Genomic DNA, 16,444 nt, shown 5'->3' on the forward strand with positions numbered 1-16,444 from the left:
GGGTCAATTGGATAGAACCTTTGGCTATAGGGCCAACTGAATTGGCATGAAAGAAAATCGCCATTCGCCGCAAGGCCACAACTGACAGGCGTTCGCTCAATAATAGGAATTTCAGACTGACTTAATCCGAATCCGCATCAGCATCCGACTCGCCCACCTGTTTGGCCTGATACCTGTCTAAGATCCCGCTGCGGGCAAGTCCGCGATGCACATTGCGGCACAACTTGGCGAAGCGGCTCACCTCACCGAGTAATGGCGTGTCCCCCTGCAGGATGGCGCTTTCCCAATAGCGCATCTCGCTGTCGACCAGCTCGAGTAACTTCTTGGGGCAACCGATACAGGAACCCTGAGGGCCACAGACGAAGGTCTCGGGCTCATTGAGCGGCATCGCCTGCTTGACCTGATCGATCAGCTGTAACATGGCGGTGGTGCTATCTGGCTTGCGCGTCACGGGCGTTAAAATCTCACATCGAATCTGACGAAAAATAAGACGGCTATATTACCTTTCCCTGAGATAACAAAACAGGACCTAGATCATAGCGCCCGGATCAAAGCCCCTGAGTCATAGTCTTGGTTCATGGCCGCTCGTAATAGGTCTGCTGACCGGAAGCGTTAAAGTAAAACGCCTCGAGCAATTTCCCCTGGCCGTCGAAGCGCTCGCGTTTAATCAGGTTGCCCGATTCATCGAAGGTCTTCACCTCAGTATCTACCATGATCCCCTGGCGATACTCCTTGGCATTCATCAGCTGGCCATTGCAGTGATACGACTCGAATCGCCCCTGCTCGACGCCCATCTCATAGTGGGCGAGCTCCTCGAGCGCGCCGCTAGACTGACAGAAACTGCGCTGCTCACCGTGGCGCTCGATAAGCGGATCGAAGCCATATTGCTGCTGCGATTGAAGGCGACCGTTTGGCCAGTAGGTCTGCTGCGCAGCCAGATTGCTCTGCCTATCATAGGCATAGCGCGTCTTTATCTTACCGCTGGCATAAAAGGTGATCTCGCTGAGCCGCTTAAGATCCTGTTTACGAAACAGGGCGTCGCTGGCCAAGCTGCCGTCTGGGAAATAGTGACGCAGGCGCTCACGCTGCTCGCCGTCCTGAAAAAAGCGGTGCGTCCAGGGGCGTCCCTGCTCATAGGTGATGGACTCGATGGTCTTTTCGCCCTCCAGGCGGCGATAACTTTCTATGATGCCAGCCTCATCGAACAGGGCGACCGCCTGTTCCTCGCCATTCTTGTAGATGGCCTGACGTTTCGGTCGCTGGCTTTGCACATGGTAGTCTAAGTGCTCACCCTCTCTTATCCCTTGGCGATACCAACCCTGGGACAAGATGCGACGGCCCTCGGCTGAGAAGCTAAATCCATGGCGTTTCCCCTCGAGATACTGGGTGGCGCCAAAGTAGTTCGCCGGCTCGCCTCGGGTCGCTATGCCGCTAAAGGGCTTGCCGCGATAGCCAGTGAGGCAGTCGGTCTCGACCCAGATCCCGTAAACCTGCTGCTTGCTGCACTCGATAGGCGCAAGCGACTGCTCATCTATGGGCAACTGAGGCGCCTGATGGCAGCCGGGTAACAGCAAGAAGACCAAGAACGCCGGAGAGATAAGCTTGACGCCAGGCTTCATCTTATCCCGGCTCCAATTTTTTCGAGCAAAGCTCGGATTCTTGTTCCTGCTTTGATCGAATTGAGCTGTTCCAGCGTCCTTTGGATAAATGGCACGTATCTTCTTCTCATCTAGTGATGTTCCGTCTTGATCAGCTTGCCGAATTGATCATAGAAGGCCCAGTCGCCGGCCTGACGATCTGCGATATAACTGCCTTCGCTGCGCAGCTCACCACTTGGCCAGTAGGCGCGCCACAAGCCTTCCTTACGAGAGCGCAGGAAGGCCCCCTGCTCGGCCTGCTTGCCATTAGCGTGAAAATAGCTGGCCTCGCCTTCACGTTGACCATCCAGCCACTGCTCCTTGGCTTGGGGCTTACCCGTTTGGAAATAGCTGAGCTGCTCGCCGCTAAGCTTGTCTTTCTGGTAGTGAGCACGCACCTTTAACTGGCCATTGGGGTAATATTTGGCGTACTCGCCGTTAAGTTTACCCGCAAGATACTCGCCGCTTTCCGACAGCACGCCGTCTTCAAACCAGCTTTGCCAGAGTCCGACCTGCTCCCCCTTAAGCATCTCGCCCTCGCGCTTGAGTTGGCCGTTATTGGCGTAGTACTCGCTGTAGTGGCCGCTGAGTTCACCCGCCTGATATTGCTCGCTGCGATAACGCACCTGCTTGAAGCTGTAATAGGCCCGCTCACCCTCGAGTTTGTCCTGATGGTAATGGCTGACGCGATAGATGTTACCCTCGGGGATAGGGCCGAAGCTAGGATCTTTCTCCTGATAGCGATACTCGGTCCACTCGCCCTCCTTGCGATCCTCAAGGTAATGACCTGTTACCCGGCGACGTCCATTATCGAACTCGCTGTAAGGCCCGTTTAGCTTGCCCGCCTCGAAGGTCATCTCGCGGCTCACTATGCCCTGACGATACTGACGCCAGGTGCCCTGTTTCTCGCCATCCTTGTACTCGCCAGCCTCGTTGAGATCGCCGTTGGCATACCAGCGGGAAAACTCGCCATGAAGCGGATAGCGGCTGCGACCGGCGATTTTCTCATCGCTGTAATGCATAAGCTCTCTAGGTTTACCCGTCTCATAGAAGGATTCATATGTGCCGACCCATTGCCCTTCGATGCGGGTGCCGCGCTCCTTGAGGGTGCCATCATCGAAATAGCGCTCGGCCCTGCCTGTCTGGCGATTGTCCTGATACTGATCCAGGCTGCGCAGCTTGCCATTATCGTAATAGGCGATGAAATCCCCATGACGCGCGCCCTGACGCCACTGCTCCTGACGCTGCAACTTGCCCTGACGATAGGTCTCGAACTTGCCATCTTTCAGCCCCAGATCGTAATGCTCAGTGGCCAGCAGGTTACCCGCCGGATCGAAGCGCTGCTGCAGGCCATGCAAGGGATACTGCCCGTTGTCGGCCGGAATTTGATCCTGGTAGCGAATCACCTTCTTGGGTTTACCATCGTCAAAATAGGTCTTCTGCTCGCCCGCCTGCAGCCCCGCCTTATAGTTCAGCTCACTCACCAGGATGCCGGCACGGTTAAAATAGCGCTGAATGCCTTCATGTTCGCCATCGAGGTAGTTTTCCTCCTCGAGCTTGACCCCGGTGTCGCTGTAATGCACCAGAGTGCCCTGGCGCAGATCCTCACTATACTGACCCTGCAGCGATAACTGGCCATTGGGATAGTAGCTTAGACTCTCGCCATGGAGGCGACCGGCGACGTAATGCTCGTCGCGCTCGGGCGTACCATCATCATAGAACGTCTGCCAGCGGCCCTGGCGCTCGCCGTTGGCATCTAGCATGCCTGTCTCAATCACCTGCCCCTCGCTATTTTGCGCAAGATAAGGGCCGGACAACTGGTTGTTGGCAAACTGCTGTCGCTGAGCCAGCACGCCGTTGGCATGGTAGGTCTCCCACACTCCGTGGCGCAGATTATCGACATAAGTCTCTTTGGCCTTAAGCTTACCGCTGGCGAAATAGCGCAGCACCTGGGTCTTCGCCCCAGCCTCATAGACCGTCTTCTGATACAGATTACCCAAGTCATCATATTCGGCCCACTCGCCGCTTGCCACGCCGTTGAGATAGAACTGCTCCTCGCTGAGCTCGCCGTTTGGGCTAAACAGCTGCCAGCGCCCCGACTGCAGGCCGCTGACATACTCACCGTCCACCAACTTCTGATTATTAGGTAGATAGACCTGCCAACGACCATTGGGCACGCCCTGGGCAAACTCCCCCAGGGTATAGCCTTGATTATCCCGCACCAGGGTCACCTGACCACTCAGCGCCATGCCGGTGGCCAGGTTGTAGTAGGTGGCGATCCCTTCCTGCTGTCGGATCTCCACCATCAGAGTGGAAAGATTCTGACTCGCCGCCACGGGGCTGGCGATAAAGGTAGACACGCCCAGGCCGATCCCAGCCAACAACACAGAATAAGCGCGATTAGAGTGCATATAAGCTTCCTTGTTCCTAACTATTTGTTCCTAACAACATGTTGCTAACTATCTGTTCCGAACGATATGTTCCTAACAATATGTTTCTAAAAGACGTCTAAAAAATAATATTTACTGAATAATGCTGGGTGCAGCCAGGCCCTGCTGCTATCGCCGAAAGATCAGCTCATGCTGAGTGCGATAGGGCCAGCTTTGTTCAGCCTCGGTCGGCTCGCCGTGACGATATTCGCTTCGCTTGCTCAGGGCGCCATCATCATAAAACGCATACTGAGTGCCATGCAGGCGCCCCTGCTCATCAAACCTCGCGATCGCCAGCGCATAGCCCTGGGCGCTGAAACGCTGCCATTTCCCGACCTGCTTACCTGCCCTATATTGGCCTTGCCAATTCTCGCGCCTAGCCACGGGGCGCGGCGAATAATCCCCCTCGCTCGACGACACTATCCAATCGCCGTCACGCTGACCGTTAAGATATTGCCCTAGGGCGTAAATCTCGCCGTCGCTATAGTAGCGCTCAAATTTGCCGGTCAGCTCGCCATCGCGATAATGGATTCGCTCCAACACCTGACCCGCCTCTCCCAGGGATAAATACTCGCCATCGAGCCGACCATGGCGGTTATAGTGGCATTGGGTACGCATCTCGCGGCTTTGCATCACCCAATCACCCACCTGCTTATCGGCGGCATATTCTCCCTGATAGATGAGCTTGCCATCGCCGCTTCGTTTCTCGGCCTTTCCCTGCTTCACGCCGTCGTGATAGTGGCTCTTCTCTATCCAGGCGACTTGATTGTTCCGGCCCTGTTTATTGCTGGCAGCGTCGCTATTGTTAGCTGCGTGACTATTGTTTGCGCCAAGCCTGTTGTTACCGCTAAGCTTAATGCTCCCGCCAAGCTTGGCCTCAATTTTTAATCCGGTGAGCTTACCCGCAATAGTCTCCTCGCGGCCTATCATCTCGCCCTCAAGATATTGGCTGACCAGACGCCACTGCCTCTGCTTGTGCTGCTCTATCTGCTTGACCAAGACCTCTTTTTGATAGAAGCGCCTCACCTCTTGGCGGTCGCCATCGGCAAGGTAGCGATATTCCGCCTCGAGATAGCGCTCGCCATCGTCGCGATACTCGACCACGCTCTCGGTGCGGCCACGCTCATCGAGGAGCTCACGTTTGGCCAGGCGACCATCTTCGAAATAGTTCAGCTGCTCGCCCGTCTTGACCCCATTTTTCCATCTGTGATGCTGCTTGAGCTGACCACTTTGAAAATAAGCAAAGTAGTCGCCCTCCTCCTTGCCATCACGATAGGCCTGGGTCACCTCCACCTTGCCATCCTGCCAGAAGGTTTCGGTGCCATGCTTAAGCCCACCTCGCTTCTGGCTTTCCATGGTCAGCTGCCCCTGTGGGTTGTAGAAGCGGTCACTGCACTGCCCGGTATGACATAGGACTCGTACCGGCGCCCCGGTCTGTGTATAGACCATCTCCTGCTGCACAGGCTTGCCCTGGTGATAGACAGACTCGCGCTTAAGCTCGCCTGTTGGGTAATACTCTTTCTGGGTGCCCTCTCTCTCGCCCCTATCGAACTGGCAGTCGCAGCTGAGTTTTCCCTGCTCATCGTAAATCTTCACCAAGCCTTGGCGCTGCCCTTGGTCATTAAACTCGCCTTGCTCGATCAAGGCGCCATCGCTCGCGAAGAAGCGATAAGGCCCCACGGGATGAGTGCCCTTATCTCCCAGGCGGTCGCTGCTTAGGGCGCCACTAAATTGCTTGATGTTTGTGCCGAGATAATAGGGCTCGAAGCGAAACCGCCCCAAGGATGAGCCGGGCAGAGGCTCGAGCGGTTTCTTGAGATAAAATTTGGCCTCGCTCTTTAGCTCGGTCGGTTGCCAGTCCTTATCGAGCCAGATGCTCGCCTCGGTGGCGCCCGAACTTACACACAAGACAAGCAGAAACAGTAAGATACGCTGCATACTCATCTCCTAGGGCAGTGGCTTGAGCTTAAACTGATAGGGAAAGCTCATAGGCTCATCGCCGATGGCGAGATAGGCGGCGCTGCTCGCCGCGCCATCGACGCTAAGAAATCGCCCCTCAATCAAGGCCTTATCTAGGCCCTCGGCGTCCTTAGGCAGACGCGGCGACAGTGGCCGCCCCTTGGCGTCTGTTATCAGCAACGAGCGATACAAACTGCTCACCTGAGCCTTGCGCTTATCCAGATTGGATAGCCAGGGGGTGAGATCCACCAGCCAGGGACGACGCTTATCGCCCTGCCCAATACTCTGCCACTGGGGGCGCCCCTGACAGACAATGCAGCCTTGGATGCTTTTGTCGTAGAAATAGCGCCGGCTGCCATCTTGGCTAGCCAACACATAGGCGCTTTGCCCCTGACCGTTATCGATAAGGCGCCACTGTACCGGCTTACCGGCCTCGTTAAACCCTTTATCTATCTGCGGCCGACACACCTCGGCAAGGGCGGTCGGCATGGGGATATAGAGATCGTTACCTGTGCGAGAGACGACCGACGGCTCAGCGAACTGCCATCTATCCCTGGACTTAGCAGATGCATCGCCGCTAAAGCTGCCCCTTGAGACTGGCGTTAGAGGTGGATTAGCGAGGTTCGCCTCATAGTCTGCCTGAGTCACAAAGGTGATAGCTTTTGTCCTCACCTTATCTGGTAGCTGCTCACCATGGAGGATTGAGAGTAATTTAGGCACCTCTGCTAACTGCAAGATGTAGACATGACTAGTCTGCTCACGGGAAGCCTGCTCGCCAGAAGCCTGTTCGCGGGAAACCTGCTCACGGAAAAATAGCTCAGCTAGCAGTTGCTGCTCTGTGCTCGTCAGCCACTTAGGCCCCTTATCTACTGGCGCTTCGAAGCCCAGCTTGCCGTTTAGGCCGTTGAAATCAGGCGACAGGCTGTTAACTCCACGATTAGTCACGACCAGGCGATAGCGACCGGGTTTGTTCAGTGCGCTGAGTGTTAGCGTCGCCTCGCCAAAATGGTAAGGCTGCTTCAACAGCGTCTGCCAGGAGACTTGCTCGGTGTATGTACGTACCGGAGTTAAGCTCACCTCAGCGCGGATCTGATAGAGCTCCTCCAACTTGGCCCGGCTCTCACCCCAGCCGAGCGGCAGCAGATTAACCCCAGAGCTGACCACACCCTCCAGGGCGCTGGCGCCCCGGGCACTATGACGCCACAAGGGCAGATCTATCTCTCTGTCCCGCCAGTCGAAAAACTTAATATTTTGGTATTCGACCGAGGTAGCAAAGTCCCCCGCAACTAGGCCATGAATATAGCGCAGCTCGATATCATCACCGCCCCACCCGGCTGACATGATCCCTTGGTCCGGCTCCATCATAGGGAGAGTCGCATCAGGGTCGTCCGCCGTCATGGGTAAGGTTGGGATCTCATACAAGTCGTGCTCAAGGTCATCGATCGAGTCACCCTCATCCTGCCACAGCAAGTCGCTCACATAGAGAGTCGATTTCGGCGCCAGCAGCCAGCGGCGCGTCTGCCTCCTATCGCCTTTCTCTTGCTGCTCCACCAGCAAGATACTATCTAGCCAGCCGCTACGCCTGTCGAACCTCAGCTGGCCATAGCGCCGGTTTTCTATTCCTTGTTGCACACTGCTCTGCTCGAGCGTCGCCGTCACCCATTGCCCCTCGATGGCGGTTATCTGCCAGGACATTGACTCACTCGCTGCGATTAGAAACAGGTTGCCGAGCTTAAGGGTGTCACCCACATTAGGCGCCTTTGCTTGCCACTGAGTCTGGGGAATGAGCGGATTGAACGCAAACAGGGACTTTAGCGGCGCCAGCGCCCTAGTTGCCTCTTTGCCCTGCTTGGCCAGATAGGCATCCCACTCATCCTGAGCCTTGAAACGCGCCTGGCTTTGACTTGTAGCGACCTTGTCATCACCCCTTAATTGCACTCCCTGACGCACTATCTTGGCCAGCGCCGCGCCGCGGCCCGCATCATCGAAACTATTGATATTGAGTCGATAGGCAGGGTCTTGATACTGCAGCATAGTCGGGATAACAGAGAGGCTAACCGACTCGGTGTTACTCAATGCAGAATCTGTTTGATACTTGAGGAGCGCCCGGGCCCGGACGCCGACTTGCTGATTGTCACCATGGGCATAGAGGGTACTCATGGTGACTTGATATTCATGGGGGCGGGCATCCGTTTCCCGGCTATTCGCCTCACAATAATGACTCTGAGACGCGAACAGGCTCAAACAGAGCGTCAATGCCGTACAAACAATCCTGTTTTGGCTAAAGGCCATCCTAACTTCCCTGGCTTTGCATGTTACTGAAATGTAATGAGATTAAACTAAACCTTCAACCATTCTACACAAAACTCAGGTGAATTACACAGCATTCGATTTCCGCTGTCAGATCCCTTAAGTCACTGACTTACCGCGACAACGGCTCTTTTTATCGGAGAAAAAAGTACACTGCGGCCTACAGGTAATGCTCCAGCAGCAACTTGCCGCTCATGGCTATCGACATGGTCACCACCAGCGGGCGGATGATCTTACTGCCCTTGGTCACCACCATGCGCGAACCTAAGGTAGCGCCAATCGCCTGACCCAGCAGCATAACGCCGCCCAGCAGCCAGAACACCTTGCCGCCCAAGGCGAAGAAGATCAGTGAGGCAATGTTGGTGGAGAAATTGAGCACCTTGGCATGGGCGGTCGCCTTCGCCAGCCCGTATCCGGCGAGCGACACGAAGGCCAGCGCGAAGAAGCTGCCGGTGCCCGGGCCGAAGAAACCGTCGTAGAAGCCCACGCCTAAGGCGGCCGTCAGGCCAAAGAGGGTTGGCGACATCACCTGATGCTTATCCTCTTCACTGATGGACTTGGAAAACAGGAAGTAGCAGCCGATCGCCAGGATCAAGAAAGGCAGCAGCAGCTTCAGCACACTGGCATCGATTAGCTGCACCGCGACCGTCCCAAGCGCGGCGCCAAGAAAGGCGCAGCAGATGGCTAATTTCATCTTACTGAGATCCACCATCCCCTTACGCACGAAGTAGAAACTGGCAAAGAAACTGCCGCCACAGGCCTGTAGCTTGTTGGTCGCCAGCGCCGCCGTGGGTGGCAGGCCCGCCCACATGAGCGCGGGAATGGTGATCAGGCCGCCGCCTCCGGCGATGGCGTCGATAAAACCGGCCAGGGCGGCCACCGCAAACAGCAGTGCCATCAGTTCATAACTCAGTTCGAGGGACATAGAAACTCTATAAAGGCTTATTCTCAATTGGCCGCTATTAAACGCGCTTTGCATACATTTAGCAAAGGAGTTATCCTCGCATTAGCGTGAAATAATCTCACAGAGTGAAGATGAACCAACTGACACTCCCGCCCCTCAATGCCCTGCGCGCCTTCGAGTCGGCGGCAAGACACCTAAGCTTTACCCGCGCCGGGAATGAACTCTTTGTCACCCATGGCGCCATCAGTAAGCAGATAAAAACACTAGAGTCTTACCTAGATGTCAGCCTGTTCAGCCGCCAGCATAAACAGCTCAGCCTCACGCCTGAGGGCGAGCGTTACCTGCGCCATATCAGCAGCGCACTGCAAAGTATCAGCCAGGCCACAGAGGAGCTAAGGTCACAACCGGGTATCGCGCAGGCGCTGTCGATCAACGTCCTGCCCAGCCTCACCATCAACTGGTTGATCCCGAGACTCGAGGAGTTTAAGGCCCGCCATCCCCACCTCTATGTGGATCTCTCCATCGGCGACTTTCAGGTGGATTTCAAGCGGGATAAGTATGATGTGGCCATTCGCAGCGCCACGGTGCGCCCGACCCATTGCCATGTACTCAAGTTGATGGATGAAGATCTCTGCCTGGTCTGCGCGCCGCAGCTGGCCAAGCAGATAGACAGCCTTCAAGCTATCAACCGTCAGACGTTACTGAAACACACTACGCGCCCCGAGCTCTGGCCACTGTGGGCCGAGAAAGTGGGACTCAAGCTGACCACAGACAAGATGCTTGGGATGGAGCACTTCTATATGCTGAGTCAGGCGGCGGTCAGCGGCATGGGACTGGCGTTGATCCCCCGCTTCTTCATCGAAAAGGAGCTGGCAGAGGGCAGCCTGGTGATCCCCTTAGCGACCCAATTTACCAGCCCCTACGCCTACTATGTGTTGACGCCGAATCTACCGCCGTCAAAGCAAAGTGAGCGACCACTCAAGGTCCAGGCCTTTATCGACTGGCTGCTGGAGATCTTTGCCCCATACCGCCACCAAAGCGACGATCTAAGCTAGAACTTACTCAAGCAGATCGCTCGCGTCGAAGGCGTCGAGATAGTTAACGCCCTGGCCCACATCGAACTCGAAGTTGAGCACCTTGAGGCAGGTATCGAAGGTCTTCTCGCCAAACCACTCCCGGTCGAAGGCATGCAGCGCCTTGATGATCCCGGCCTGCCCGCCATCCCCCTGGAGTTTGACCGGCGTCAGGGTGGCGATAAAGCTTGCCACTAAGCCGTAGAGGTCCTTCTCCGCCTCCCCTTCGGCGGCCCATAGCTGAGGGTCTGCGTAACGGCGAGCATAATGACTGGTGGCGATATCCAGCCCTATGCCGAAGTTCACCAGTACTGCCTTATCGTCGCTACAGATGATGTTTTTCGGACAGATGGCGCCGTGATAGATATCCATCTGATGCAGATACTGCAGCGCCGACAATAACTGAGTAAACCAGGTCGCCGGTTGCCCCAGTTGAATATCGCTCAGCTCATCCAGCGACACGCCGCGCTCCCAGGCGCGGCTGATGAACAGCTCATCGCTCTGGGGCAGCTGGCCAAAGTTAAGTACCTGCTCCACGTGGGGATGATAGAGTTTCGACAGGCTGCGATAGAGGCTGCTGAGCATCAGCCAGTCGGTCTCCACCTTGGCATAGATGGAGACGCCGCAGGGATAGTTGCCCTGAAGGTGGCGCGCGCGCCAGAACTGGCTATGCTCGGTGGCGGCAATGAACTGCTCCAGCTGATAGTGATGATCGATAATAGCGCCGCTGGCAATTTCGATACGCTCAGGCAGGGTGTCGCAGACGCCGTTGTCGATCAATGCCGCGATATCACAACGGATCATGTCCAGATCTGTAGTACTTCCACTGGCGGCCTGGCGAAACCATTGATAGATCCTCGGCTGACGTGTCTGCTCCGCCAGGGAAAGAAAACTGGCGGCGAAGGCGGTGATATCTTGGCTGGTATTGAGGTTGTCCTTGATATCGATAAACTCGACATCGCCGAGATCCGAGACGAACAGACAGTTGCTCTGCCAGCCGCCAACCGTGACACCACGACGATGGATCTGCTGCAAGCCGGAGACGGCGCGGCGCAGGATCTCCAGTAGCTGATAGGTGGTCAGTTGCTCATGTTCGAGCACATCCAGTGGCACGCCCCGTGGCATCCGAATGGGCAACACCAACTGCTCGCCATCTTGAATGAGAGGCGCGCATTGCGGCACGCCGCTACAGCCCGCCAGGGTCTGCAGGCGTTTAAACTCATCGCGCAGACGCAGCTCATATTGCAGCGACTCATCGCTGTTCTCAAACTGAGTCGGCACTAATACCTTGAGCAGCCAGGGCGCCGTCCAACCGCCGGGGCTGTACTCAGCCTGCCACACCTCGAGGCCGCTCTGGATGAAGAGACACTTGAGCTTAACGAAATCCTGGATCTTGTTGTTGCGCTGCTCCACCAAGGCCACCTGGCCTATGGTCTCCAGCACCATCTGTTTCTGCTTGTCGGTCACCTGATGCTTACGCGGCGCCGTCAGACCCCACTCTTTGGTGAGCGCGGCAACGATCTGACTCGGGGTATAGATGCTCAAAGAGCCCTGCTGTTTCTCAAGCTCAATCTCTTCGCCTTTGCGGCCGGTGACAAACACCATCCCTTGACACCAGGGCGCATAGACCCCCACGGGGATCTTGTGTTTGACATTACCGGCCAATACACGGGCCACATAGTTGGCTTTGGCCAGGCTGTTATCCACCTGACGGCCATCGAGCGACCAGGCATGCAGGCCGGCGTCCAGGCGACCGATATAGCCCTTCACATCGACCACATAGACGCCCCACTCGCCGATCACCAGCGCATCGACCTCCATCGCCTGTCCCGACTTGGTGGGGATCTCCACATTGGTCAGCAGTATGTAGTTGTCGGGCAACTCGTCGGCCAGCATGGCAAATGCCCAGCGCTCGGCGTCGTTGACCGGGGTACCAAAACTGATCTGCTTCGCCATCTGCTCTCCCTAATCCTTGGCTTACTTATCTTATTGCTAACGTTACCGCAAAAAAAAGCCACTATAAATAGTGGCTTATTAAATTAGTGGCATTTTAAATTAGCCGCGATTAATGACGGCAGTCGTCATCGCATTCATGGTCATGGTCGGCAAACTCATCGTCACCTTCCTGATGCTGCATCACGCCCCAGCCATCGGTCGCCCCACCGAACTCGGCGGCAAACTCGTTGAGCTCAACCTCCTGAGCGACGATGGCCTGATATTCCGGCACCATGTTGATGCAGACAATCAATTCCCACTTGCCGAGCTCATCGTTGAGGTGTAGCTCCAACTCACCTTCTAGCTCTGACTGGGAGAGCTCTTCCACCGCAGATTCGGCATCGCGCTGATCGTCGAAGATCAGGAAAAAATCCACATCCAAGGCCTTGGTTAAATCGATACCGGCCTCGGCCATAGCGGCTAACATCTTGCCATTATCATCATCTGGGAACTGCATAGTTTGACTCCTTCTGGATCTGTCGCGACGAATCACTCAGCGACAATTGTCACGCTTTCGCCGTTGTAGCTGACCACCTGTCCGGCAATCACCTTCTTACGTTTACGGGTCTCGACTTCACCATCGACGGTTACCAGGCCTTCGCTGATCACCATCTTGGCTTCGCCGCCACCTGAGGTCATGGATTGCACCTTCAATACTTTATAAAGTTCAATAAACTCTTCACCCGGTAACAGGGTCAAGGTTTGAGATTCTGTGGTCACACTAACTACCTTTATTTAACTGAGTCGGCGGGAGTATATCACTCCGGCCTATTGCGGGCTATCACTGCGCTGCGAGGCAAGCAATCCATAGTAGCGATCGTCCACCCAGGTCTCGTTGAGCCTAAAGTTGTGCCTCAAGGTGCCCTCAAGGACAAAGCCACACTTCTCCAGCACCCGCGCCGATGCAAGGTTATGGTCCGTACACAGGGCGATAAACTTATGCACCTTAAACTGCAGACAGGCCCAATCGATCACCGCCCTTAGGCTCTCGGTGGCATAACCGCGCCCCTGGCCACTATTGCTTAGCATATAGCCCACCTCGACCTGCCCCAGGCCGGTATCGACACCGTAGAAGCCGGTGAAACCGATAAACTCACCATCCTCTATGGTTTCAATCACCAGGGTCAGCCAGGCGCCAGACTCGTAATCCCAGGGCGCGAGACGCTGCTCGAACTTCTCCCGGATTACGCCTTCAGTTTGGGGCGCCCTGACATAGCGGTTTTGCTGCTCATCCTGATGGACCGACAGGAAATGCGGCCAGTCCTCAGGCATGAGCGAGCGGATCTTTAAGTTGTCTGTATATAACTCGACGATCAAGAGATTAACCGCGGCTGGTCACTTCGAGCAGGTGGTAGCCGAACTGGGTCTTAACCGGGCCTTGCACCTCGTTTAGCGGCGCACTGAACACTACCTCGTCGAACTCACGTACCATCATGCCAGGACCGAAAGAACCTAGGTCACCGCCCTGCGCCCCTGATGGACAAGATGAATGCGCCTTGGCCATCTCGCCGAAATCTGCGCCATCCAGGATCTGTTGCTTGATCTGTGCGCATTCTTCTTCGCTGCTAACCAATAGATGACGTGCTGTTGCTTGTACCATGTGGCACTCCTTTGATTTCCCTAAAAATGAATAAAATAAAACCCAGCAAGTATAAAACATTTGCTGGGTTTAAAAAGGTATAACGCTCAGATTATGCCTTAGCGCCCTGAGCTTTTATCCAGCGGTGGATTTTTTGCTCCATTACCGCCATCGGCAGCGAGCCAGAGGTTAAGATCTGATCGTGGAAGCCTTTGAGATCGAACTTGTCACCCAAAGCCTTTTCCGCCTCGGCGCGCAGGGCCAAGATCTTCAGCTGTCCCACCTTGTATGAGAGGGCTTGACCAGGGATTGCCATGTAGCGCTCTACCTCGGCGATGATGTCGGTCTCGGCCATCGGCGAGTTATCCTTCATATACTGAATCGCCTGCTCGCGGCTCCAGCCCTTGGCATGTAGCCCCGTGTCGACCACCAGACGCATGGCGCGCAGCATCTCATCGGATAGCTTACCGAAATACTGGTAAGGATCTTCAAATAGGCCCATCTCGATGCCGAGATACTCGGCGTACAGGGCCCAGCCCTCTTCGAAGGCGGTATAGCCGCTAAAGCGTTGGAACTCAGGCACACCGGTCAGCTCCTGCTTGATGGCGATCTGGAAGTGATGCCCAGGTGCGGCCTCGTGCAGTGACAGTGTCGTCATCCCCCACTTAGGCTGCGCCTTCAGGTTATAAGTGTTGATATAAAACACACCTGGACGCGAACCATCGACCGCAGGCGCCTCATAAGATGCACCGGCCGCAGACTGCTCGCGGAAGCTCTCGACCGGCTTGACCACATAGTCGGCCTTAGGCATGACATTGAAGTAGTTAGGCAATACGGCGTTGATCTTGTCCTTCAGTACCATGTAGCCGTCGATCAGCCCCTGACGCTCGCTAAAGAAGTATTGCGGCTCAGAAGACAGTGAGGCAAAGAAGGCCTTGAGATCGCCCGTGAAGCCCACCTGCTCTCTCACCTTATCCATCTCACTGAGAATACGCGCCACCTCATTAAGGCCAATCTGGTGGATCTCATCAACCGGCATAGTGGTCGTGGTGTGGGCATTGGCTAGATGCTGATACCAGAGTTTACCGTTAGGCAGTCCCCACCATCCATCGCTGGCTCTGGCCACGGGCAGATAGGTCTCTTGGAAATATTGCTTGAGCGAGGCAAGCGCTGGGATCAGCTCTTTGCCGATCAGAGTGTCATATTGCTGGGTCAGCTTCTGCTTCTCCTCTTCACTAAAGCTCTCTGGCAGATTAGTGATAGGCGCATAGAAGAGGCTGTCACTCGGCTTATCAACTAACTGGGCCTCCAGCTGCGGTATGATGCGTTCGACCAAGACTCTTGGTAACACAACCTTGCTGGCAATCCCCTCATCCATACGCTCCTGGGCCAACTTAGTCCAGTTGATGAAGCCCGATAGACGCGATAGCCAGTTTTCATAGTCTTTAACCGTGTTAAATGGCTGAGCGCTCTCACCGCTGCCCAGCTGCACCATGGTAATGACTGTACTGTAGAACTGGTTCATCGGCATGAAATAGGACGGGAAGGTTTCGGACACCAGCGCCATGTTTCTGTCGTAGGTAAACATGTCGTAGCTCAGCTGCAGCGGCTCGGGTAAGGCGCTGCGATCTATCGCCTTTACCGCCTTCAGGTAGCGACTGTTAAGCTCGTGACGCGACTTGAGATACTCCTCGGTCAGATCGCCGCCAAATTGGTCGTTGTAGTCATTGACGCCGACAAATGTTGCGTACATTGGCTCTAGTTTGAGCATGTCGTTGAAATAACGATCCACTAAGGCGAGGTATTCCTGCTCGGCGCTTTGTACCTGAGGCGCCACAGTCTGTTCTGGCGCAGAGGTCTTGGCCTGGCTTGCACTGGTTTCCTTGTCTGAGCAGCCCACCATGGCCACCAAAGCTGATATCGTCAATGCGAGAAGCGTTTTGTTCATTCGAGTTATATCCTTCATATTCTGTGCAAGTGAGTGTTGTTTTCTATAATTACCTTAGGTGTATCTGAGGAGCGAGCTAATGATTTACTCATTTAGTAATTCTGGATTCAGAGATCCCGAAACTGGCGTCTACAACCAAACCTATTTTATGGAGGTGTTTAACCGTGAGTGGCACCGCCACATGCGCGAACGCCAGACGCTGGCCTTATTGTATCTTTGCCCACACATTCATGAAACAGTAAAGCAACCTCATTTACTGGAATTATTCATGAAACAGGTTCAAGAAGCGATACTTAGGACAACGGATATGGTCGCCAGACTGAATCAGGATAACTTTGCCTTGGGGCTGTTTAACATAGATAGAGAAGGAACCGAAATCGTTATCGCCCGCATAGAACAGAAAATAATGGACTTCAATCAAGACTATCAACGCAAACACAGCAACCGCATCGACTATGAGCTGGCCGGGTGTCTCTGCCAACCCGAGAGCGATCTCAACATCGAAAACCTGTTTGAAGATGTCCGCTCATTGACCCACACCCTAGAGGGGCAGAAGGAACACCATACGGCGATGCATTGTCTGAATTAACTTGTTTACTTGTCTACAGGC

14 protein-coding genes are annotated in these 16,444 nt (G+C 55.1%); 2 read left to right on the forward strand and 12 right to left on the reverse strand.

All coding sequences use genetic code 11. The annotated features are described in order from the left end of the window. Positions 1–121: 121 nt before the first annotated feature. The 6 genes from K0I31_RS12820 to K0I31_RS12845 form a co-directional block, all read right to left on the reverse strand. Positions 122–451: a hypothetical protein gene (locus K0I31_RS12820; RefSeq protein WP_220078641.1), complete on the reverse strand. Its 330-nt coding sequence runs from the start codon at positions 449–451 to the stop codon at positions 122–124. A 124-nt stretch (positions 452–575) separates the two neighbouring features. Then, positions 576–1,619: a toxin-antitoxin system YwqK family antitoxin gene (locus K0I31_RS12825; protein WP_220078642.1), complete on the reverse strand. Its 1,044-nt coding sequence runs from the start codon at positions 1,617–1,619 to the stop codon at positions 576–578. Between the two features lie 110 nt (positions 1,620–1,729). Next, positions 1,730–4,048 carry a toxin-antitoxin system YwqK family antitoxin gene (locus tag K0I31_RS12830; protein ID WP_220078643.1) on the reverse strand — a complete coding sequence of 773 codons (2,319 nt, stop codon included), beginning with the start codon at positions 4,046–4,048 and terminating at the stop codon, positions 1,730–1,732. 147 nt (positions 4,049–4,195) lie between these two features. Continuing rightward, positions 4,196–6,004: a toxin-antitoxin system YwqK family antitoxin gene (locus tag K0I31_RS12835; protein ID WP_220078644.1), complete on the reverse strand. Its 1,809-nt coding sequence runs from the start codon at positions 6,002–6,004 to the stop codon at positions 4,196–4,198. 9 nt (positions 6,005–6,013) lie between these two features. Continuing rightward, a complete protein-coding gene (locus tag K0I31_RS12840; RefSeq protein WP_220078645.1) occupies positions 6,014–8,317 on the reverse strand; it encodes a hypothetical protein in 2,304 nt (767 codons plus the stop codon). Positions 8,318–8,495: 178 nt separating this feature from the next. Next, entirely contained in the window at positions 8,496–9,260 is a 765-nt protein-coding gene (locus tag K0I31_RS12845) for a TSUP family transporter (protein WP_011866261.1), read from the reverse strand. 110 nt (positions 9,261–9,370) lie between these two features. Here K0I31_RS12845 and gcvA point away from each other — a divergent pair, with 110 nt between their 5' ends. Further along, complete coding sequence (gene gcvA / locus K0I31_RS12850) at positions 9,371–10,294, forward strand: transcriptional regulator GcvA (RefSeq protein WP_220078646.1); 924 nt, start codon at positions 9,371–9,373, stop codon at positions 10,292–10,294. A gap of 3 nt (positions 10,295–10,297) precedes the next feature. On the opposite strand, the gene K0I31_RS12855 is transcribed toward gcvA, so the two are convergent. The 6 genes from K0I31_RS12855 to K0I31_RS12880 form a co-directional block, all read right to left on the reverse strand. Continuing rightward, positions 10,298–12,268, reverse strand: a complete 1,971-nt coding sequence (locus K0I31_RS12855; protein WP_220078647.1) for an NERD domain-containing protein kinase family protein — start codon at positions 12,266–12,268, stop codon at positions 10,298–10,300. A gap of 109 nt (positions 12,269–12,377) precedes the next feature. After that, positions 12,378–12,764 (reverse strand): ribonuclease E inhibitor RraB, encoded by a 387-nt coding sequence (locus K0I31_RS12860; protein ID WP_220078648.1) that lies wholly within the window; start codon positions 12,762–12,764, stop codon positions 12,378–12,380. A gap of 32 nt (positions 12,765–12,796) precedes the next feature. Next, positions 12,797–13,027 (reverse strand): RNA-binding S4 domain-containing protein, encoded by a 231-nt coding sequence (locus tag K0I31_RS12865; protein ID WP_011866265.1) that lies wholly within the window; start codon positions 13,025–13,027, stop codon positions 12,797–12,799. Between the two features lie 48 nt (positions 13,028–13,075). Then, positions 13,076–13,621, reverse strand: a complete 546-nt coding sequence (locus K0I31_RS12870) for a GNAT family N-acetyltransferase (RefSeq protein WP_220080845.1) — start codon at positions 13,619–13,621, stop codon at positions 13,076–13,078. Between the two features lie 7 nt (positions 13,622–13,628). After that, positions 13,629–13,907, reverse strand: coding sequence for a peptidylprolyl isomerase (locus tag K0I31_RS12875; protein WP_011866267.1), 279 nt, complete (start codon positions 13,905–13,907; stop codon positions 13,629–13,631). 91 nt (positions 13,908–13,998) lie between these two features. Further along, the gene (locus tag K0I31_RS12880) at positions 13,999–15,834 is read right to left on the reverse strand and encodes a DUF885 domain-containing protein (protein ID WP_220078649.1); all 1,836 of its coding nucleotides are present in this window, start codon (positions 15,832–15,834) and stop codon (positions 13,999–14,001) included. Positions 15,835–15,913: 79 nt separating this feature from the next. On the opposite strand from K0I31_RS12880, the gene K0I31_RS12885 reads away from it, so the two are divergent. Next, complete coding sequence (locus K0I31_RS12885) at positions 15,914–16,423, forward strand: GGDEF domain-containing protein (protein WP_011866269.1); 510 nt, start codon at positions 15,914–15,916, stop codon at positions 16,421–16,423. The last annotated feature ends 21 nt before the right edge of the window (positions 16,424–16,444 follow it).

It is taken from the genome of Shewanella spartinae (genome assembly GCF_019457555.1).
Classification (GTDB): Bacteria; Pseudomonadota; Gammaproteobacteria; order Enterobacterales; family Shewanellaceae; genus Shewanella; species Shewanella loihica.